The sequence below is a fragment of the Exiguobacterium sp. S3 genome, assembly GCF_018617295.1.
Taxonomy (GTDB): domain Bacteria; phylum Bacillota; class Bacilli; order Exiguobacteriales; family Exiguobacteriaceae; genus Exiguobacterium; species Exiguobacterium profundum.
In genome coordinates this window covers 1-21046 of sequence record NZ_JACSJW010000002.1, presented here as the reverse complement: position 1 = coordinate 21046, position 21046 = coordinate 1, and the positions used below count along the sequence as shown (strand labels likewise).

General features: G+C 47.6%; 17 protein-coding genes, 14 tRNA genes and 1 rRNA gene. 4 read left to right on the top strand and 28 right to left on the bottom strand.

The genetic code is table 11. From position 1 onward, the window contains the following. Positions 1–43 precede the first annotated feature (43 nt). Positions 44–892, top strand: a complete 849-nt coding sequence (locus KNO65_RS05105) for a PucR family transcriptional regulator (protein ID WP_240499789.1) — start codon at positions 44–46, stop codon at positions 890–892. 104 nt (positions 893–996) lie between these two features. Further along, a complete protein-coding gene (locus tag KNO65_RS05100; RefSeq protein WP_078146408.1) occupies positions 997–2094 on the top strand; it encodes an ABC transporter ATP-binding protein in 1098 nt (365 codons plus the stop codon). A gap of 42 nt (positions 2095–2136) precedes the next feature. On the opposite strand, the gene KNO65_RS05095 is transcribed toward KNO65_RS05100, so the two are convergent. The 3 genes from KNO65_RS05095 to KNO65_RS05085 form a co-directional block, all read right to left on the bottom strand. After that, positions 2137–2787, bottom strand: a complete 651-nt coding sequence (locus tag KNO65_RS05095; RefSeq protein WP_159563603.1) for an amino acid ABC transporter permease — start codon at positions 2785–2787, stop codon at positions 2137–2139. Further along, complete coding sequence (locus KNO65_RS05090) at positions 2784–3542, bottom strand: transporter substrate-binding domain-containing protein (RefSeq protein WP_214782164.1); 759 nt, start codon at positions 3540–3542, stop codon at positions 2784–2786. The genes KNO65_RS05095 and KNO65_RS05090 overlap by 4 nt, the downstream gene beginning before the upstream one ends. A 126-nt stretch (positions 3543–3668) precedes the next feature. Further along, the gene (locus KNO65_RS05085) at positions 3669–5396 is read right to left on the bottom strand and encodes a phospho-sugar mutase (RefSeq protein ID WP_214782161.1); all 1728 of its coding nucleotides are present in this window, start codon (positions 5394–5396) and stop codon (positions 3669–3671) included. A 100-nt stretch (positions 5397–5496) separates the two neighbouring features. Here KNO65_RS05085 and KNO65_RS05080 point away from each other — a divergent pair, with 100 nt between their 5' ends. Further along, positions 5497–6312 (top strand): sulfurtransferase, encoded by an 816-nt coding sequence (locus KNO65_RS05080; protein WP_214782159.1) that lies wholly within the window; start codon positions 5497–5499, stop codon positions 6310–6312. A 13-nt stretch (positions 6313–6325) separates the two neighbouring features. On the opposite strand, the gene KNO65_RS05075 is transcribed toward KNO65_RS05080, so the two are convergent. The 4 genes from KNO65_RS05075 to KNO65_RS05060 are packed head-to-tail and all read right to left on the bottom strand — an operon-like array spanning position 6326 to position 12514. After that, on the bottom strand, positions 6326–8758 hold the full coding sequence (locus tag KNO65_RS05075; RefSeq protein WP_214782156.1) for a glycogen/starch/alpha-glucan phosphorylase: 2433 nt from the start codon (positions 8756–8758) through the stop codon (positions 6326–6328). A 22-nt stretch (positions 8759–8780) separates the two neighbouring features. Continuing rightward, the gene (gene glgA / locus KNO65_RS05070; protein WP_214782153.1) at positions 8781–10214 is read right to left on the bottom strand and encodes a glycogen synthase GlgA; all 1434 of its coding nucleotides are present in this window, start codon (positions 10212–10214) and stop codon (positions 8781–8783) included. A 10-nt stretch (positions 10215–10224) separates the two neighbouring features. Then, positions 10225–11427 carry a glucose-1-phosphate adenylyltransferase subunit GlgD gene (glgD, locus tag KNO65_RS05065; RefSeq protein WP_353047423.1) on the bottom strand — a complete coding sequence of 401 codons (1203 nt, stop codon included), beginning with the start codon at positions 11425–11427 and terminating at the stop codon, positions 10225–10227. Further along, a complete protein-coding gene (locus tag KNO65_RS05060) occupies positions 11360–12514 on the bottom strand; it encodes a glucose-1-phosphate adenylyltransferase (RefSeq protein ID WP_015880913.1) in 1155 nt (384 codons plus the stop codon). Before KNO65_RS05060 ends, glgD begins: the two co-directional genes overlap by 68 nt. Positions 12515–12669: 155 nt before the next feature. On the opposite strand from KNO65_RS05060, the gene KNO65_RS05055 reads away from it, so the two are divergent. Further along, complete coding sequence (locus KNO65_RS05055; RefSeq protein ID WP_214685796.1) at positions 12670–14460, top strand: transglycosylase domain-containing protein; 1791 nt, start codon at positions 12670–12672, stop codon at positions 14458–14460. A gap of 40 nt (positions 14461–14500) precedes the next feature. Here the strand turns inward: KNO65_RS05055 and KNO65_RS05050 are convergent, their stop codons facing one another. From KNO65_RS05050 to rrf, 21 genes are all read right to left on the bottom strand, one after another. Further along, complete coding sequence (locus KNO65_RS05050) at positions 14501–15376, bottom strand: hypothetical protein (protein ID WP_214782150.1); 876 nt, start codon at positions 15374–15376, stop codon at positions 14501–14503. After that, the gene (locus KNO65_RS05045; RefSeq protein ID WP_074037691.1) at positions 15373–15930 is read right to left on the bottom strand and encodes a DUF5366 family protein; all 558 of its coding nucleotides are present in this window, start codon (positions 15928–15930) and stop codon (positions 15373–15375) included. The genes KNO65_RS05050 and KNO65_RS05045 overlap by 4 nt, the downstream gene beginning before the upstream one ends. 227 nt (positions 15931–16157) lie before the next feature. Next, positions 16158–16631, bottom strand: a complete 474-nt coding sequence (gene trmL / locus KNO65_RS05040; RefSeq protein ID WP_015880908.1) for a tRNA (uridine(34)/cytosine(34)/5-carboxymethylaminomethyluridine(34)-2'-O)-methyltransferase TrmL — start codon at positions 16629–16631, stop codon at positions 16158–16160. Between the two features lie 12 nt (positions 16632–16643). Further along, positions 16644–17084 (bottom strand): methylated-DNA--[protein]-cysteine S-methyltransferase, encoded by a 441-nt coding sequence (locus KNO65_RS05035; protein WP_214782147.1) that lies wholly within the window; start codon positions 17082–17084, stop codon positions 16644–16646. Next, positions 17065–18213: a tRNA epoxyqueuosine(34) reductase QueG gene (gene queG / locus KNO65_RS05030; RefSeq protein ID WP_214782145.1), complete on the bottom strand. Its 1149-nt coding sequence runs from the start codon at positions 18211–18213 to the stop codon at positions 17065–17067. Before queG ends, KNO65_RS05035 begins: the two co-directional genes overlap by 20 nt. A gap of 67 nt (positions 18214–18280) precedes the next feature. Then, positions 18281–18351: transfer RNA gene (locus tag KNO65_RS05025), tRNA-Gly, on the bottom strand. A gap of 131 nt (positions 18352–18482) precedes the next feature. Beyond that, on the bottom strand, positions 18483–19541 hold the full coding sequence (locus KNO65_RS05020; protein WP_353047422.1) for a DUF2332 domain-containing protein: 1059 nt from the start codon (positions 19539–19541) through the stop codon (positions 18483–18485). A 105-nt stretch (positions 19542–19646) separates the two neighbouring features. Further along, a tRNA-Leu gene (locus KNO65_RS05015) sits at positions 19647–19727 on the bottom strand. A gap of 9 nt (positions 19728–19736) precedes the next feature. Continuing rightward, positions 19737–19810: transfer RNA gene (locus KNO65_RS05010), tRNA-Cys, on the bottom strand. Between the two features lie 9 nt (positions 19811–19819). Continuing rightward, positions 19820–19894: transfer RNA gene (locus tag KNO65_RS05005), tRNA-Gly, on the bottom strand. A 4-nt stretch (positions 19895–19898) separates the two neighbouring features. Beyond that, a tRNA-Gln gene (locus KNO65_RS05000) sits at positions 19899–19973 on the bottom strand. A gap of 7 nt (positions 19974–19980) precedes the next feature. Then, positions 19981–20056, bottom strand: a tRNA-His gene (locus tag KNO65_RS04995). A 16-nt stretch (positions 20057–20072) separates the two neighbouring features. After that, positions 20073–20143 (bottom strand) — tRNA-Trp (locus tag KNO65_RS04990). A 3-nt stretch (positions 20144–20146) separates the two neighbouring features. Then, positions 20147–20230, bottom strand: a tRNA-Tyr gene (locus KNO65_RS04985). Positions 20231–20235: 5 nt separating this feature from the next. Continuing rightward, positions 20236–20311, bottom strand: a tRNA-Phe gene (locus tag KNO65_RS04980). 31 nt (positions 20312–20342) lie between these two features. Further along, positions 20343–20418 (bottom strand) — tRNA-Asp (locus KNO65_RS04975). Positions 20419–20426: 8 nt separating this feature from the next. Further along, positions 20427–20500: transfer RNA gene (locus KNO65_RS04970), tRNA-Met, on the bottom strand. Between the two features lie 16 nt (positions 20501–20516). Beyond that, positions 20517–20591, bottom strand: a tRNA-Glu gene (locus KNO65_RS04965). A gap of 18 nt (positions 20592–20609) precedes the next feature. Next, positions 20610–20700 (bottom strand) — tRNA-Ser (locus KNO65_RS04960). Positions 20701–20711: 11 nt separating this feature from the next. After that, positions 20712–20786: transfer RNA gene (locus KNO65_RS04955), tRNA-Asn, on the bottom strand. An 8-nt stretch (positions 20787–20794) separates the two neighbouring features. Continuing rightward, positions 20795–20911: ribosomal RNA gene (rrf, locus tag KNO65_RS04950) — 5S ribosomal RNA — on the bottom strand. Positions 20912–21046 lie beyond the last annotated feature (135 nt).

The following is a 21046-nucleotide window of genomic DNA, read 5'->3' as shown; positions in this document are numbered from 1 at the left end:
AACTGCAAGCCTCCGATCTGAAATATGATACATTGTTGTTGAGGTGATAGTATTGAATACGTTTGATCGTATTAAATCGATTTTTCCGACTGCTGTCCATCGGTCGGAAGATGCATCTGGTGACCTTGATTGGTTCGAGACGCAAGATGGTACCCTATTCGGACTCCCCGCGTTCGAATTGAGCGAACGCGAACAAAAGCTGTTGGCGATGTGGGCGACGCCAATCCTTCAATCAGACCCCCATCAACGAAAATGGCAAGCAACACTTCAAGATGAGACGTTTCGTTTTGAGCAACCGTTTCGGCTCATCTCTCTTTCTCTCCAAGAAGCAGAAGAAGAATCGTTCGAATCCTTCGTCAATATCGTCCGTGACTTTATGCCGCATGCCGAGGTCATCTTGATGTCGACACGACATATCGAGCTAATTGAGCAAAGCCCATTCGTCGATCTTCAGGAGTTTGAGGACGTATTGCGCGCCATTGCGAGTGACTGTTTCATCGAGGCATATGCTGTCTATAGCGAACGTCCACAAGGTTCGCTTGCCCATGTGTATCGTCAACATCAATTGCTCATGCCATACGCACGTATGTCTACTAAAACTTACCCTGCTAGTCAATTATTATACCATTATTTACTACAACAGGACTCAAAAGAGCGGATGCACCTCACTGCGCCGCTGATGCAAATGCTCGATTTGTCGACGATCGAACTATTAGAGGCGTTGTTTCGTCACTCGTTAAATGTCTCCCATACCGCCAAAGCACTGTTCATGCATCGAAACACGCTAAATTATCGGCTCGATCGCCTGTTTGAGACGACCGGTTACGATGCTCGAACGTTCTATGACGCTAGCCTCCTTCAACTCATGGTCATGTTGCACAAATCCGATTAACGGTTTTTGTGCAACTTGTCCATATTCAATGCAAACGGTTTCATCATATAATCATTCTTGTAAGCGCTATTATATACACATAGATTCTTTAGGAGGCTAACGACATGGCAGAAATTCGTTTAGAACACATTGATAAAATTTACGATGGTGGCGTAAAGGCCGTCAGCGATTTCAACTTGCATATCAAAGACCGTGAGTTCATCGTCTTTGTCGGACCGTCTGGTTGCGGAAAATCGACGACACTTCGTATGATCGCAGGACTTGAAGAGATTTCAAACGGTGACTTTCTCATTGACGGGAAACGAATGAACGATGTCGCTCCTAAAGATCGTGATATCGCCATGGTCTTCCAAAACTACGCACTTTATCCGCACATGAGCGTCTACGACAACATGGCGTTCGGGTTGAAGCTCCGTAAGTTCCCAAAAGACGAGATTGATCGTCGCGTAAAAGACGCTGCCCGCATTCTCGGTTTGGAAGAATACCTCGAGCGTAAACCAAAAGCGCTCTCAGGTGGACAACGTCAGCGTGTTGCCATCGGTCGTGCGATCGTCCGTGACGCAAAAGTCTTCTTGATGGATGAGCCACTCTCAAACTTGGATGCGAAACTCCGTGTACAAATGCGTAAAGAGATCATTCAACTCCACAACCGCTTGGACACAACGACGATTTACGTTACCCATGACCAAACGGAAGCGATGACACTCGCTACACGGATCGTCATCTTGAAAGACGGAATCATTCAACAAGTCGGTTCGCCGAAAGAAGTATATGATCATCCAGACAACATCTTCGTCGCCGGCTTCATCGGTTCACCATCGATGAACTTCTTCCGCGGTACACTCGCAGAAGGCAAATTCATCACGAACGGTGAAGAAGTCAACGTACCAGAAGGGAAAATGAAGACGCTTCGTGATCGTGGCTATGTCGGAAAAGAGCTCGTCCTCGGAATTCGTCCGGAATCAATCCACGATGAGCCAATCTACATCGACTCACCAACGACACACACGTTCAAAGCGCACATCGATGTCGCTGAGCTCATGGGGTCTGAGTCTTACCTCTACGCTGAACTCGGTGGACAACAGTTCACAGCACGCGTTGACGGTCGCTCGAACATCCACATGGGTGACGATGTCGAACTCGCACTCGATATGACAAAAGCACACTTCTTCGACGGAGAAACTGAAGCAGTCATCCGTTAAAGCATACAAAAAACCTCGATTCGTCTGAATCGAGGTTTTTTCTTATCGAATTGCGTAGCGCTGTTCGAGTTTGTGTTGACCGGCTTGGATCAAGGTCGATAAAATCCAGTAAATCGACGCTGAGAACAAGAGCAACGGCATGACCAAATACGTCGTGGCCGCAATCTGGTCAGACACGTACGTCAACTCCTGAACCGCGATGACCGTCCCGAGGGATGTCGACTTGATGATGTCGATGACCGAGTTCGAGACAGGTGGGATGGCACGTGAGAGTGCCTGTGGGAAAATGATGTCTTTGAAACGTTTCATTTTCGGAATGCCGAGTGCGACACTTGCCTCCACTTGTCCTTTGTCGACCGAGTTGATGGCTGCTCGGAACGCTTCTGAGATATAGGCTGCAAAGTGGAAGCCTAATCCAAAGATGAGCGACTGCATCCCACTGAGTTGAACGAACCCGGTGAGCCCGACATATAAAATCAACAATTGAAGTAAGAGCGGTGTTCCACGGAAGAACGAAATGTACGTCCGTGTGAACAACCGTACGATTTTAATCGGACTACTATGAAGTAAAGCGATGATCAGACCGAGCGCCAAGGCGAGAAGAATCGACAGGGCACTGGCGATCAACGTGAGCTGGATGGCTTCAAGATAGGCCGAGCGGTTCTCTATGACGGTCGTGATCAGTTCATTCATTGACTGATATCCTCACCGAAGTACTTCTCACCGATTTCTTTCATCGTGCCGTCTTCTTTCATCTCTGTGAGCGCGTCGTTCAACTTGTCAAGCACGTCGCTATCTTGACGTGTCATGAATCCAGCTTCACTTGTGTTGAAGATATCACCGACTGCTTTGACGTCATAACCTGTTTTTTCAAGTTCCGTCAAGATGAAGAGACGGTCGTTGAGGGCAGCGTCCAAACGACCCACTTCGAGGTCTTGAAGGACTTGGTTCGCCCCTTTGTAGAATTTCACTTCAGCGCCAGCTTCTTCAGCCATTTGTGCATAAGCAGAACCTTGTGTCGATCCGACTACTTTTCCGTCAAGATCGTCGATCCCTTGGATGTCATTGTTGTCTGAACCAACGATGACTTGAGCTCCTGACACCGCGTACGGGTCAGAGAATGCATAGTTCTCTTTACGTTCCTTTGTGATGCTCATTTGGTTAGCAATCATGTCGATGCGTTCAGCGTCGAGTGCCGGGACAAGTCCTTTGAAGTCCATTGCTTCGTATTCCACTTTATAACCGGCACGTTCTGCCGCTTCGTTCAAGACGTCGATGTCATATCCAGTCAATTCACCTTTTTCTTTGTACGTGAATGGTGGGTATGTCGCTTCTGTTCCGACCGTGATGATCGCTTCGTCCGCTCCGCTGTCTGTTTCGTTACCGCATGCTGCGAGAAGCCCGACTGAAGCTCCGATTGCGAGTACGCTCGTTAATGTCTTTTTCATAATAATTCCGCCTTTCCTATAATCCTTATATGATTACACGGTTTTAAACAATATCCTCATCATACTGGCGCGATGTCTTCATGTCAAACAAAAAACATCACCCTATTTCTAGAGTGATGTTCCTTATCAATCAATCGCTTTCGCTTGGTTCATAACATCCGCTTCAATCGCTTCACGTTTTGCTGTCGTCTTCTCGGCACGATCCGCATGCACACTGAAATAAAACTTGATTTTCGGCTCGGTTCCAGATGGACGAAGACAGAACCACGAACCGTCCGCAAAGACGAATTTCAAGACGTTTGATGATGGCAATTCAATCGTTTCCGATTTACCGGACTGTAAATCGGTCGCCACTTGTTTCTTATAGTCTTCAAAACGAACGACCTCATATCCACCGACTTCTTTTGGAGGATTGGCACGAAACGCCTCCATCATACGTCCGATTTGCTCGAGACCAGCTTTTCCTTTTAACGTCATCGACTGCAAGGACTCTTCGTAGAATCCATACTTCTCGTAAATCGACTGTAACGCATCATAAAGCGTCCGACCGTGCTGTTTATGATAAGCTGCCATCTCGGCTGCGAGTAAACAAGCCTGAACGGCATCTTTATCACGGCAGAAGTCTCCAATCAAATAGCCGTAGCTTTCTTCATACCCAAAGAGGAATTCATATTCGCCTGATTCTTCATATTGTTTGATCTTCTCACCGATGAACTTGAATCCAGTCAACGTATTTTCGAGATGTACGCCGTACGCTTTTGCAATCGCGGCACCGAGTTCAGATGTGACAATCGTCTTGGCGACAAATCCATTCGAAGGCAACGTACCTGTCTCACTCTTTTGTGAGAGGATGTATTCCATCAGGAGCGCACCTGTCTGGTTCCCAGTCAAGACGAACCATTCCCCGTCACGCCCGCGCACGGTTAAGCCGACACGGTCCGCATCCGGGTCCGTCGCCATGAGCAAATCAGCCTCGACCCGGTCCCCGTATTCCATTGCTAATTTAAATGCAGCCTTTTCTTCCGGGTTCGGATAACTGACCGTCGGGAACGCACCGTCTGGCTCTGCCTGCTCTTCTACGATGGTCACGTGCTCAAATCCATACGCCTTCAGCCCTTCCATGACCGGACGGCGTCCCGTCCCGTGGAGTGGCGAATAGACAATCCGGAGGGGGCTGTCCTGTATGTCACGGTGGATTCGAATCGACTGAAGTGCCTCCATATAGGCTTCATCGACTGATGAGTCGACGGTGAGGAGTAGCCCCGTCTGTCGGAGCGCTGCTTCATCTTCAATCTCAATTTTCAGCTCGTCTTCAATCGCATTGACATACGTCACGAGTTCATCCGCTTCCGCCGGTGGCAGCTGTCCCCCGTCTGCCCCATATACCTTGAACCCATTATATTCCGGCGGGTTGTGGCTCGCCGTGATCACGATGCCACCGAACGCATTTAAATGACGAACGGCAAACGACAGTTCAGGTGTGGCACGTAAACTTGGGAACAAATACGTCTTGATTCCGTTTGATGCCAATGTCCGCGCCGCTTCTAATGCAAACTCAGGCGAAAAATGACGTGAGTCATGGGCGATGACGACGCCGTGACGTTTCGCCTCTTCCCCTGATGCTGAGATAAAATCAGCAAATCCTTGTGACGCTTTTCGAATCGTATAGACGTTCATCCGGTTCGCACCTGGTCCGATTTCTCCACGCATCCCGCCTGTTCCAAACTCGAGCGTCTTATAAAATGCATCTTCTAATGTGGTTTCATTTTTTGCGAGTTCTTCAAGTTCCGCACGTAAATGCGGCTCGAGCCCTTCGAATTGATTCCAACGGTCATACGTTTGTTGCCATGTCATGATTCATTCCCCTTTCACCCTCAAAAAATTCAATCGAAGTACTCGCCAATTGCTTCCATCTTGTATACGATGAGAGTAACGAAACCTCGAGGTGATATTAATGTTTCCAACAATGCGTGCCCAAGAATTAAAACAAATCGTGCATACGAACTCGATTCGTTTCATCGATTGCCGATATTCGCTAAACGACGCGTCCTATGGTAAATATGTCTACCGAAAGGGACATCTTCCGAACGCTGTCTTTCTCGATTTGATGGAAGACTTGTCCGGTCCGCTCGGCGAACACGGCGGACGGCATCCGCTCCCTTCGAAAGAAGCATGGACGACAACACTTCGTCGCATCGGCTTGAAAAAAGAAGATTTGGTCATCATTTACGATGACGGCTTCCCATTCGCAGCCCGTGCATGGTGGCTCTTCAAATGGGCCGGTCACGAACGGGTCGTTGTGTTAGAAGGCGGTATCCAATCTGGCATCACTTATTGCGGTGAGACCACTACGGACGTTCCACACTATCCGACAAGCGACTATACGCCAGACTTCCAAGACCATATGATTGCGACACTCGATGAAGTGAAAGCTGCTGCGAGCGGCTCACTCTATGATTCACGAACCGAAGATCGCTTCAACGGGTCACATGAACCAATCGACTCAAAAGCAGGTCATATTCCGAACGCATTGCTCTGCTCCTATGCCGAGGCCATCACAGAACTCGGGACGTTAGAAGACTTCCACGACTTAAAAGAACTGTATAAAGATGTTCTTCCCGTTGAGAACCCCATCTTTTACTGTGGTAGCGGTGTGACCGCCTGCGTCAATATTTTGGCGCTTCACGCTCTCGGAAAAGATGATGTCCGACTCTATCCGGGATCCTATTCCGATTGGATCAGCTATCCAGAAAACGAGGTCCACCCCTAAGGGTGGATCCTTTTTATTTTACGCTCGTCGGTTTGATATTCCAGACCGCGTTTGCGTATTCCGTGATGGTACGGTCACTCGAGAAGATTCCTGACTTCGCCGTATTGACGATTGAGCTTTCAGCCCAACGTGATTGGTCACTGAACACCTCATCGACTCGTCGCTGTGCCCGCATATACGAGACAAAGTCTTTCAAGACGAGGAAGTCATCGTTATAGACGAGGAGAGAATCGAAGATGGATTGGAATTGATATTCGCCCACTTTATCGAACGTTCCGTTGACAAGACCATCGACCACATCTTTGATTTCCTGATGTGCGTGATACATCTCTGCCGCATGATAGCCTCCGAACTTCTTATAGTTCATGACTTCTTGCGGAGATAATCCAAAGATAAAGATGTGATCATCACCGACGGCGTCACGAATTTCGATATTGGCCCCGTCTAACGTTCCAATCGTCAAGGCTCCGTTCATCATGAATTTCATGTTTCCGGTACCGGATGCTTCATAGCTCGCAGTCGAGATTTGTTCGCTCAAGTCAGACCCTGGGAAAATCCGTTCGGCCATGGAGACACGATAGTTTTCAAGGAAGATGACTTTAATGAATTGACTCGCCCGCTTGTCCTTATTGATGAGCGTGGCAAGGGCATTGATATAGCGAATGATCTCTTTCGCATAGTAGTATCCCGGTGCCGCCTTGGCGCCAAAGATAAACGTGCGAGGCACCATCGTAAACGTCGGGTCCGCTTGAATCTTCAAGTAAAGCGCATGGATGTGAAGGGCATTCAGCAATTGTCGCTTATAGGCGTGCAAGCGTTTGACTTGTACGTCAAAGATGGAATGAGGGTCTACTGTCTCTCCCGTTTCTTCTTGAATGTATGCCGCTAAGTCCAATTTGTTTTGTTGCTTCACGTCCATGACTTTTTCTTGGAAGCTCCGGTCTTTCGAAACATCCATCAACTTTTCCAAGTCGTTCGGATGTTCAATCCATGACGGGCCGATTGCTTCCGTAATAGCGTCGGATAATCCCGGGTTCGACTTCAAGAGCCAGCGACGGTGTGTGATCCCGTTCGTCTTGTTGTTGAAGCGAAGCGGGAACATCTCATATAAGTAACGCATCTCGCGCTGTTTTAAAATATCCGTATGAATTTGCGCTACGCCGTTCGTTGAATGAGAACCGACGACAGCGAGATTGGCCATATTGATCTGTTCGTTTGACACAATTGCAATCTCTCCCATATGGGATTCGAGGTGCGGATAGTTGACGAGTACGTCTCGACAGAAACGTCGATTGATTTCTTCGATGATTTGATACACGCGCGGCAGGAGGCGTTGGTACATCTCGACCGGCCATTTCTCAAGCGCTTCTGCGAGTAGCGTATGGTTCGTGAACGACATGACGCTCTTCGTAATCCGCCACGCCTCGTCCCAACCGTATCCATGCTCATCCATCAAGATGCGCATCAATTCAGGGATTGCGACGACCGGATGCGTATCATTGATATGAATCGCGTAATGGTCGCCTAACTGCTTAAGTGATTTATTTCGCTTCAAATAGGAAACAAGCATCGATTGAATGCCTGCAGATACAAAAAAGTATTGTTGTTTCAAACGTAATACTTTTCCTTCATACGTCGTATCATCTGGATACAAGAATTCCGAAATTGTAGCAATCGACTGTTTATGTTTCAACAAGTCTTTATACGTCCCTTTCGTCTTCTCTAAATACGCCTCGTCGTCAAGTGGTGATTCGGCGTTCCAAAGACGTAACGTATTCACGACATCATTCTTATAACCGATAATCGGCATATCATACGGAACGGCAAGAACAACCTCGTCTGGATGATGGACGACACGCAATCGATCTCCGATTTGTTTCATCTCAATCCAGCCACCGAAATTAATCTCGACCGCTTTATCCTGACGTCTCGTTTCCCACATGTTCCCGTCACGGAGCCAGTTATCCGGCAACTCGACTTGATAGCCGTCTACAATTTTCTGTTTGAAGAGTCCATAACGATAGCGGATCCCGTTTCCATGCCCAGGTAAACTGAGTGCAGCCAACGAATCGAGGAAGCAGGCGGCCAGGCGCCCAAGCCCTCCATTCCCAAGACCCGGCTCTGGTTCCAACTCGGTAATGTCTGTGAAGTCGTATCCGAAATCTTGCAGTCCGTCTCTAACGAGCTCCAATACGTCTAAACTGAGCAAGTTGTTGTATAAGAAGCGACCTAATAAAAATTCTAGCGAGAAATAGATGACTTGCTTACTGTGTTTTTCTTCTTGACGGTCGCGCGTGTGAATCCATTTGGGCATGGCCTGCTCGCGTACCATCGTTGCCAATGTTTGATACACTTCCTGCTCTGTCCCATCCTCGATCGACTTCCCGTTCAATGCAATGAACCGTTCTTTAAATGCGTCGACAAAGCTTTGTTTATCTGTGAACATAAATCAAGTTAGCTCCTTCCACTCATGCGAATAAATGATATAACTCACGATATTGCTTGGCGGATTGTTTCCAGCTATAGTCCGCGGTCATCGCTTGATGGACGAGGGCATGCCAGTTTTCCTTTTCATAGAAGACACGAATCGCTTTTTCAATCGTCGCCAACATCTCATGAGCATTGTAGTTCATGAATCCAAAACCGGTCCCTTCTTGCGTGAACTCGTTGTACGGCTTCACGGTATCCCGGAGTCCACCTGTCTCACGTACGATCGGCAAGGTGCCATATCGCATGGAGATCAATTGACTGAGACCACAAGGCTCAAAACGTGACGGCATTAAAAAGGCATCCGATCCCGCATAAATCAAGTGTGCGAGTTCGATGTCAAAACCGATATATGACCCGACTTTCCCCGGGTGAGCGGCTGTCATCTCGTGAACGATTCCTTCATATTCCGGTTGTCCCGAACCGAGGAACGCGAACTGGCAAGGGAGCTGTCCAAGTTCTTCACGGACACCGTTGATTAAATCGAGCCCCTTTTGGTCAACGAGTCGGCTGACAAAACCGATGAGCATGACATCGTCACGTACTTCAAGCCCAAGTCGCTCTTGTAACGCCCGTTTGTTGACAACTTTTCCTTGTTTATAGGTGTCTAGATTGTACGTCTCTGCGATTCGCTGATCCGTACTCGGATCGTTTGTCGCCAAATCAATCCCGTTTAAAATGCCACGCACGTCGACTGCTCGATGACGCAACGCCCCGTCTAAGCCTTCACCGTAATAGGGTTCCATGATTTCGTCGCGATACGACGGGCTGACGGTCGTGATTTGATCGGAATGGACGATGCCGGCTTTCATGTAATTGACGAGACCGTTATGTTGAATTCCTTCGGCCGTGAAATGTTCAGGACCGAACTGTAGCAATTCTCCAAGAATCTCTTCTGGGAAAATCCCCTGGTATTGTAGGTTATGGATGGTATACACAGTGCGAATGCGTTGATACGCTTCAATATGTTGATAATGGATTCGTAAGAAGGCCGGTAAAATACCTGTCTGCCAGTCATGACAATGCAGGACATCGGGTACGTCTTCCATCTTCCCAATCATTTCGAGTACAGCGCGAGAGAAGAAGGCGAATCGTTCAGCATCATCAAAGTGTCCATATAAGACACCGTCACGTTTAAAGTAATACTCGTTGTCGATGAAGTAATACGTGATGCCGTCCCGCTCTAACTTCAAGACTGCCCCGAACTGTTTGCGCCACCCGACCGGAACAATCAGGTCGAATAAATACTCCATCTCGTCCACATACTCTTCAGCGATCGAGCCATATTTCGGCATGACAACACTGACTTCTTCTCCTAGGCCCGCCACCGCTTGAGGGAGCGAACCGACAACGTCGGCCAGCCCCCCCGTTTTCATGAACGGTGCCGCTTCTGAAGCAACATACCAAATTTTCATAAAATCCTCCTCATACCACTGTTCGTTTCGCGATGACAATCGGTTCGTCGATTGTGCCTCGGATGACCTGTCCTCGTTTTACAACAACTTCTTTATCCAAAATCGCGTTTTCAACGACAGCTCCTTCTTCAATGATCGATTTTGATGAAATGATTGAGTTTTTCACGCGTGCGTGTTTACTGACTTCAACACCACGGAAGAGAATACTATTTTGCACCTCGCCATGAATCTTACATCCATTTGCCACGAGCGCCTCGTTTACCTTTGATCCTTTCAAATAACGAGTCGGTGGCTCATGTTTGATTTTCGTGTAGATATGCGGGAAGTCATAAATGATGCCTTCGCCACGGAGTAATCGCATGCTTTCATTATAGTAAGAAAGCACCGAGTGAATGACCTGCATTTTCCCGACATAATGGTACCCGTGCACGTGTAAACGATGAAGCTGGGGACGAATGACGCCATCCAACAGGTCATATTCGCCTTTAGAGGTCGCTTCATCAACGAGACGCATGAAGAGATTCTTCGACATAATGATCGTTTCTGTGTACGTGTACTCATCATCCGGTGAGAATCCGCGCTCAGAGATGCCGACGACGCGGTCATTCTCCCCAAGGCGTATCGGACGGCAATAGCCACATTTCTGTTCATGGTTCGTATAGGCAAGCGTGATGTCCGCGCCCATCGATTTATGATGTGCGAGCATGTCGGTATAATCGATTGTCGTCAAAACGTTCGAACCTGTGATGACCACATACGGCTGCTTGCTGCGAATGAAGTGTTCACGGTGCATCGAGAAGTTGGCCAAGTCGCCAAGATACGCTTCCCCGTCCGGTTTCAACGCTGGTGGGAAGATGTGGAGACCTCCTTGCGAACGGTCCAAATCCCACTCTTTCCCTGAACCGAGATGATCCATCAATGAGCGATACTTATCTAACGTAAAGATCCCGACTTGATTAATATTTTGTGTGATCATATTCGTCAAGGTGAAGTCTATCAGGCGATAGCGTCCTGAGAATGGGACTGATGCCAGATTACGATGTCCAGTAAATTCCGGAAACAGACCTTGTTCCGTTCCTAAGTTAATGACCCCTAATAAATCGTTCGTCAACAGTAACGCCTCCTTGCGTGTCTCTTTACTCGTATCAAACTCTTTGTTTGAAGACGGTTCCACTTTCAATGTTTTCGTGTGGTTCAATAACAACGATTTCACCACCCGGCTCACCTACTGTCGCGCCGTCTTCAATGACTGCACAGCTAGCGACAATGGCTCTGTGAATTGTTACATCCTTCCCGATTCTAGCTCCTGGCATAATCACCGAGTCTTTAACGAGTGAACCTTCTCCAACACGGACATCGTAAAATAGCACTGAATGTTGGACTTCGCCTTCGATATGACACCCTTCGTTAATCACAGACTGTTCGACACAAGCGTCTTTTCCAATATACTGAGGAGTCTGGTTCGGGTTGACCGAATAGATTTTCCACTCCGGGTCATATAAATCGAATGGAGGCTCTTCTTCCAAGAGGTCCATATTCGCTTCCCAAAGAGACTGGATCGTACCGACGTCTTTCCAATAGCCTTTGAATTTATAAGCGAAGACGTCGAGTCCTTGAAGAAGCGTGTTCGGAATGATATTCTTCCCGAAGTCAAAGCTAGACGTTTCGTCTTCAGCATCTTTAATCAAATGTTCGCGCAAGACGCTCCAGTTGAAGATGTAAATCCCCATCGAAGCCAAGTTGCTCTTCGGTTCTTCTGGCTTCTCTTCGAACTCATTGATACGGAGGTCATCCGCTGTGTTCAAAATTCCGAAACGCGGCGCTTCGTCCCACGGCACTTCCATGACAGAGATGGTCACATCGGCTTGTTTTTCTTTATGGGCTTCGAGCATTTTCTCGTAGTCCATTTTATAGATGTGGTCTCCCGAAAGAATCAACACATAATCTGGATCGTAATCATCGATATAGCTCAAGTTACGATAGATTGCATTGGCCGTCCCCTCGTACCAGTTTTTCCCCGACTGTGCTTGGTAAGGTGGGAGAATGGCTAACCCCCCGTTGCGACGATCTAAATCCCATGCCGTCCCGATTCCTAAGTAACGATTCAATTCAAGTGGCTCATATTGCGTTAATACCCCGACTGTTGTAATTCCCGAGTTCGTGCAGTTTGACAATGGGAAATCGATAATGCGGTACTTTCCGCCGAAATTCACGGCCGGTTTCGCCGTTTTTCGCGTGAGAGGCCCCAATCGCTTTCCTTCTCCTCCCGCAAGGAGCATCGCAACCATTTCTTGCTTCATAAATAATAAGCCTCCTCAAAATCGTGATATACAACCTCTTTTACCCTTTTTCGCCCTTTCCTAAAGTATTCCTTCTCGAATTATTATATGATAACGTTTACATTTTTATTTTTTTGTAAATTGGACGATATAATGTATAGAGAGAGGTGAAATAGATGAGAGCTTGGATTGGAACCTTATTTTTTGCTGGACTTTTGGCTGCTTCCTTGTCACTTGCCACTGCATTGAAAGAAGAGATTGATCAGGCAGATGAAATTCTATCTTGGGGACAAGAGCTGGTATCGGCACAACCACTCTCGTCAATGCATGCCGTCACACTCGCATACAACGGTGGAGAACAGCAAATCTACTTGGCGGGCCGCAGAAATGACGTGTCTCCGAAAGCGTTGCCCGAACATATCCAAGATGCGATTACGACCATCGAAGACCGTAAGTTCAATGCTCATCCCGGTTATGATTTGAGCGGGATTGCCCGAGCATTTATCAATAACGCGAACGAGACATCTGTCCAAGGTGGGAGTACAATCACGCAACAGTTGGCACGGAACGTGTACCTCACACATGAACGGACATATGAACGAAAAGTGAAAGAGTTATTGCTTGCTCGAGCACTAGAAAAAAATTATAGCAAGAAAGAAATTTTAACAGCTTATAGCAACGTTATTTTTTTTGGACATAATGTATATGGGATTCAATCGGCAGCCGATACATACTTTTCACGACCGCTCGACGATCTGAATTGGAATCAACTCGCTTACTTGTTGACAGTACCGAATAATCCGTCACTTTATGATCCCCTCAATCCATCTGATGCTTTTTTTGAGCGTAAGGACCGAATCTTGACGCAACTGTTTGAAGCGGGTGTTCTCTCGAAGAGTGCTTACGATCAGTATCATGGCGTCAAGCTCCAAGCATCGTTTCGCAGTCAAACGATTCAATACCCGGACTATATGGATACAGCCGTCCGTGAAGCGATTCAATTGGTACGGACACGTTACGACTTAGATGATACCGAGGCGAGAGAATATTTGTCCACGCATGAAGCGACGATCGAAACTTACTTATCAACCGGGAAGCAGAAACAAGCAAAACAGGTGATGAGTCAACTCCCTCCCGGTGTGAACGGTGGCTATACGGAACTGACACCTCAAGGGAGAATCGTGGCCATGGTCGACTCTGAGATGACGCAGGTCGGTGAGTTCAACCGAGCGACCCAGGCGTACCGCCAACCAGGTTCCGCAATCAAACCGATCCTCGTTTTCGCCCCATTTATCGAAGAGACAGGAGCGAAACTTGACACGGTACTTGACGGTCGTCCGGCTTGTTACGGTTCTTATTGTCCCGGAAATAGTCACAACCGTGTGTTAGGCGATGTCTTATTGAAAGATGCGGTCGCTTTCTCGTATAACACACCTGCGCTCGCCGCCTTCTCAGCAATCGATCAGGAACGCGCGTATAAGACAGCTGATATGATGTTCAGTCAATGGGATGAACAGGACGAGAACTTAGCGAGTGCCCTTGGCGGTCTCACACAAGGGGTCTCCCCAAAAGAACTAGCCGCCGCCTACACCCCGTTCTTAAATAAAGGGGAGTATACATCCGGACATACAATCAAACAAATCACATTCAAGTCCGGTGAACCAACGTTGACCCCGATCTTAACCGAAGAGACAGTCTGGTCTCCGGAAACGATCAGTGAGATGAAAAAAGCGTTATCGACCGTCACCTCATACGGCACAGGTCGCTATGCGAATCAGCTGAAACGTGAGTTTGAGTATCTCGGAGGAAAGACCGGAACAACGAACGACAACAAAGATATGTGGTATGTCGGACTGACCGATCGCACCATCACCGCCATCTGGCTCGGTGCCGATACGCCTCGCCCATTCCCGGAACTCGCCAACCGTGCGTATCCGGCGATTGTCTGGACACAGGCACACCAATAAAAGGAGTCAGCCACTGAAAAGTGGACTGACTCCTTTTGCTTTATAATCGACGTTCGATTTGAAGTCGATATGCTCCCCAATGCTCCATTAACTCGTCGTGATTGATTAGTTTCCATGGATTGAAACGGACTTGACCATGTTTATTGAAATAGAGTCCTTGTCGCACACAGTAACTCGCATGGACCAGTTGCCCTTGGTCGCTCCAAAACGTCAGGACGTCATTCGGCCTCAGTGTATCATCCTTCACAGTTTCGTACCTACTTCGCTTTAATGTCTGAAGGAACGTCTCTGGATGAACCCATCGGTGAACGACCTGTTCGTTTCCCGTGACCGCAAACAACGTCACCGCGAGACAGTTACTTCCATCTTGGATCGGAAACCGATTTGCATAATCCGCAATATGCGAAGCAATCGAGTCATCACAGGGTTCCCCTTCCCAACGATCCCACTCCTTCGCATAGTCGAGCAGGAGAGAATGACGCATCTCGATGTCGAGCTCATTCCAATTTTGCGGATGCAAAACGATGACACACGCGCCATCCTTCTCTATAATCATCTCATTCGATAGACGTTTCATCTGCTCGACTGATATCGGCAAAACAAGACCACGATGGGTCGTCACTTGAAATTCCAATAAACGTGTTTTGACGTGCTCCTGTAACTCCTTCAAAAAGCTAGAGAACGCATGGATGACATAAGTCACGTCTTGACCCATCTGCCACGTCACATACGGATTCGTGATGTCGGGTCTGCGGTAAAGCGGATGATTGAAAAACTCCTGCCTCGGAATCACGAGACAGGAACTCGGTATATCCTCAAGAAACGAAGAATCAATCCAATACAAGGTTTCCTCCGGGACAAATGATAGACACCACGCTTCGATCACATCAGAGGTTGGTCCAAAAGAACGCTTCATAAGATGATATCTCCGACAGAGTTAAACAAGCGAAGGACCGACCAACCTAACCCGCTGACCAAAGTCGCCCACATGACGGCCTGCATAAGTAATAAGCCGATGGCACGTGGGACGGACATCGATTGGCTTACTTGCCAGACATAGTAAAAGAGATACATCAAGAGCGTGCCAACGAGCACGGCGATAACAGCGAGCAATGTGTTCAAAAAGAGAAAGCTGATTCCGGACCCGATGAGAAAGATGATGGCACCAGGTTTGAGCCGATGAAGCGACGTGCCATTTGTCTCTCGCGCAAAAAAAGCGAAACCGAGTTGATTGAACGTATCGGCTACCAATTTGAATGCGCTAAACAACATAAAGAAAATCGTAAAGAATACGACGAGCACGAGCACTTTCGTCTCTTGCACGGATAACAGTTCGATAATTTCACTATATACGCCAATTTGATTCAGCCATTGGATTACGTACTCGGAGGTCGCAATCGCAAGTGACATCGAAAACAAAATAATTCCGATGAGTGGGGCATAGCTCAGTAAGTACACATTCGTTTTCATGTTCCTTCTCCAATTTCACAGTAATTTCTTATATTCAGTGCAATTCACCTACCAAGTATATTATACTATTTATAGTTATGGAGAATAAAAGGGGGATTTTTGGATGGGCCTATTATTGATGGTTGGAATCAGCGTCGTCTTCCTCGCAGCGATTTTGACAGCTGGATATAACCGTAAACCTGAGGGTAACGAATAAGAGCCGGGATTCTTACGAATCCGGCTCTTTTTTATTTCAATCCTGCATATCCCTGTTGGCGAAGCGCCTCATATACGATGATGGCTGCTGTATTCGATACGTTCAATGAACGAACGAGGTTCGATTGTGGTAGGCGGATGCAGCGATCCAAATTGTTCTCGATGACTTCCATCGGCAACCCTTTCGTCTCACGACCAAAGACGAAGAAGTAGTCACCGTCTACATCTGAAACGTCTAAATCACTCGGGTATTGTTCCCCGTACTTCGTAATATAAAAGAACTGACCATCCGGATGCTTCTCCCACAGCTCTTCTAACGAGTCATGATAGCGTACATCGACGAATTGCCAATAGTCGAGACCGGCACGCTTTAACATCTTATCATCCGTCGAGAATCCGAGCGGACGAATCAAATGAAGGACCGAATTCGTCGCCGCACACGTACGTGAGACGTTCCCTGTATTTGCTGGTATTTCTGGTTGAAACATTACGACATGAATTGCCATGGTTGATTTCCCTCACTTTTTCATTTCAAATTCTAGAAGGCGTTGTTTCTCAGCCAATCCTCCCGCAAAACCGACAAGCTTCCCACTACTTCCAATGACACGGTGACACGGAAATAGAATCGGCAACGGATTTCGATTGAGCGCCTGACCGACGGCGCGAACGGCTTTCGGCCGACCGATTTGTTCAGCAATTTGCTTATATGTGCGTGTCTCGCCATATGGAATGGTCAAGAGCGCATCCCAAACCTCCTGTTGAAACGGTGTCCCGTTCATTTCGACATAGGCACGATCTGCTTCTTGAAATCCTGTCTTCTCGACTCGTGTCATGAGATCTCGCAACCACTCAGGTGCTTCCTCTTTCGGTTCATGTGTTGTGAACTCCAATTCGGTCAACTTACCTGCTCCATTTATCTCGTACATTAGTGGTCCCCACTTAGACGACACGATCTTCATGTGCCCACTCCTCTCGATATATGCGAATCTCTTCATGAACCATATCAGATGTTTCATTCCGTTCAATCTCTTCAAATATCGAATCGGCATCAGGTCCAAGAATCGCACCGATTGCCCAAACAGCCGTCGCGCGCATATCTTCGCGTTCATCCTGTTTAATGAATTCCCTTAAGATTGGAATCGCTGAAGGTTCACGGTAGTGCGCGAGCGCTAAAATCGCATTTCGTTGAATCGGTTTCTTCCCGCGCCATGCGCCTGATAAATGTCCGAACTTTTGTTTGAACTCCCGATTGCTTAATGTCAGAAGAGGCTCTAAGAGCGGTTTGACAATCTCAGCTTCCGGTAACAATTCTTCATGGTGGCGCCAATCCTTTTTGCGATTATATGGACAGACTTGCTGACACGTGTCACATCCATATAATCGACCACCAAGCTTCGACCGAAACTCTCGTGGCATCAACGTCTTCATCTGCGTGAGATAGGCGATACAGCGCTTCGCATCGAGGACACCTGGTTCAACAAGGGCCGTCGTCGGACAAGCTGTCATACATTTATCGCAATCCCCACATCCGTCTTCAATTGCTTCATCCGGTGGTAAGTATACATCTAAAATCATTTCGCCCAAATAAAGATAGGATCCTTTCTCAGGAGAGATGATGGAACAGTTTTTCCCACTAAATCCAATCCCCGCACGTTCTGCGACAGCACGGTCGACGAGCTCACCCGTATCGACCATCGAACGCGTTCGCACGTTTGGAACCAATTCTTCAATGTACGCTTGAAGTTTGGCCAATCGATCGCCGACCGCCCGATGGTAATCGAGTCCCCACGAAGTACGAGCAAACAACCCTCGTCTCTCCCCGGCGACACTACGGGGCGCATCTTTTAATTTACTTGGATAGGCGATGGCGATCGCAATGATCGACTGTGCCTCTTCAAGCAGAAGTTCAGGATTTGTGCGTTTCTCTAAATCCGGTTCTTCGAATCCAGAGGCATATCCTTTCTCCTGTTGTCGAATGAGTCGTTGTTTCATGACGATGAACGGATCAGCTGTCGTCACTTTCAACTCATCAATCCCGATGGTTTCGGCATACGCTAAGATTTGTTGTTTTAATGTGTACGGGTCCATTCCGTTCACCTCCTCTATATATTTTCGCATACAAAAAATCTCTCCGCCACTCGGCAGAGAGATATGAAGCGGGTGAAGAGAATCGAACTCTCGTCATCAGCTTGGAAGGCTGAGGTTTTACCATTAAACTACACCCGCATGAAATATTGTTGTCATTCAAGCGACTATAGTTAATATACACCTATACTATTAATCTGTCAACAAGTATTCGTAAGTTTTTCTAAATTCAATGAAATCAATATGTTAATATATCTTAATCATTCAAAAGATCATGGATGAAACAAAGAATCGAGTGGCGTCAGGATTTGAAATTGACGGCCGTGCCCCTCTGTTTCTGCAAACGTAAACGCTGTAAGTTGACCGTCCTGATACAAATCTACATGAAGGAAACGATCTTGGATATTGTTATAGATATGGAAGACGTCTCGTGTTTGTCCAATTCGCTCGACTTGCTTCAAAAGTTCTTCTTTGACGGGACGTGACATCTGATTTGCAACGTGTGTATGGAAGATACATAACGTCTCTGTCTCCGACACACGCGATACGAGATCTTGTAGCATCGTCACACCATCCCCTTCAATGAGCGTCACCATATTAAAATTGATTTCATTCATGGCAGCCTGAAGCAGTTGCCGTCGTGTCTCATGCTCTGGCCAGATTAACGCATTCAACCATGACCGCTCTGCTTGATCTGTCAAGTCCACAATGTTCAAATCGACACCAATACGCGTTCCGATGTCTAATAGCGTCTTAGCCTCGAGATGGAATGATTCGTTCGATTCGACGGTCGCTGAGATGTTTACTGATGAGATGCTTATCGGGTTGATTGGGACGCCATTATACTCATAAGCGTACTGGTCAACAAATAGTTGAAGCCCTGCACTCGTTCCGATTTCGAGCAGTGCGAGTGATTGCTTCGTCTGTTGTTGAATCTTCGAAAATATCGGATACAAGTAGGCGCATCGTTGAACCTCGTTCGTTTGCACACGACGGGTCCTCAATCGATGACGGATCTCACTTTCGTATGTATGGCAAAAAGCTAAAAAAGAGGGAAATACATCTTCAGCTTGTTTTGGATATTTTGTCACGCTAGGATAATAGGTGGCCAACTCATCAGCAGAGTGTTGAATTACCAGTTCATGAACAGATGCAAACAATAGATTTGGAGCAGGTTGTCCCTTTGGTATGTCTTCACACAAAGATAAGAGCCATTCATGCTGGGCCACTTCTCGAGCTAGCACTTCGTATAAGCGACTAGAACCCACACATTCGTTGTCAGCAAATCGGATGAACCGATTCGATTGTTCTGTATATTGAATATCATCCACCTCGTTTCTTCTTGTTTAAAACATTCGAGCTGAATGAATGTCCTTCCTTCTCAAAAAAAATAGCGAACAGAAAAAAGACCCTAACCTCAGTTAGAGTCATACGGATACCGGTGGTCGGAGTCGAACCGACACTCCAGAGGAACACGATTTTGAGTCGTGCGCGTCTACCAATTCCGCCACACCGGCATATTATGTTGGAGGCGCCAGTCGGAATCGAACCGACGATAAAGGAGTTGCAGTCCTCTGCCTTACCACTTGGCTATGGCGCCAAAAGTCATTGGAGCGGAAGACGGGATTCGAACCCGCGACCCCGACCTTGGCAAGGTCGTATTCTACCACTGAACTACTTCCGCAAAATGGCTGGGCTGGAAGGGATCGAACCTTCGCATGTCGGAATCAAAATCCGATGCCTTACCACTTGGCTACAGCCCAATAATAATGGGGCGACTGAAGGGAATTGAACCCTCGAATGCCGGAATCACAATCCGGTGCGTTAACCACTTCGCCACAATCGCCATGATGAAATTAAAACAGGGGCAGCAGGAATCGAACCCGCGCTGACGGTTTTGGAGACCGTAGTTCTACCGCTAAACTATGCCCCTAAGTGGTGGGGGGGGGCGGATTCGAACCGCCGAACCCGAGGGAGCGGATTTACAGTCCGCCGCGTTTAGCCACTTCGCTACCCCCCCACATATGGTGGCTTTGGACGGAATCGAACCGCCGACACAAGGATTTTCAGTCCTTTGCTCTACCAACTGAGCTACAAAGCCATATGTAGTATGATTGATTTTAAAATAAAAATGGCGGTCTCGACGGGATTCGAACCCGCGATCTTCTGCGTGACAGGCAGACATGTTAACCCCTACACCACGAGACCGGACTTAATTGCGGGGGCCGGATTTGAACCGACGACCTTCGGGTTATGAGCCCGACGAGCTACCAGACTGCTCCACCCCGCGACGATATAAAATTAAATGGTGACCCGTACGGGATTCGAACCCGTGTTACCGCCGTGAAAGGGCGGTGTCTTAACCGCTTGACCAACGGGCCATTACATATTTGAAAAACTGGCGGAGAGCAAGGGATTCGAACCCTTGAGACGGTTTTGCCGCCTACACGAATTCCAATCGTGCTCCTTCGGCCACTCGGACAGCTCTCCAAAAGAGAAAGTGGCTCCGCAAGTAGGATTTGAACCTACGACCTACCGGTTAACAGCCGGTTGCTCTACCACTGAGCTATTGCGGAACGATCTTGCCTGGCAACGTCCTATCCTCACAGGGGGAGATCCCCCAACTACTTTCGGCGCTGAGACGCTTAACTTCCGTGTTCGGCATGGGAACGGGTGTGGCCGTCTCGCTATCGCCACCAGACAAAATGAATATTAACACCGCGTCATACGCATGTCAATATTGTTTTAGGGCTTGTTCCCTGAAAACTGAGGATTCATCAACACAAACCATTAGACTAGATCAAAGCCTCGACCGATTAGTATCATTCAGCTCCAC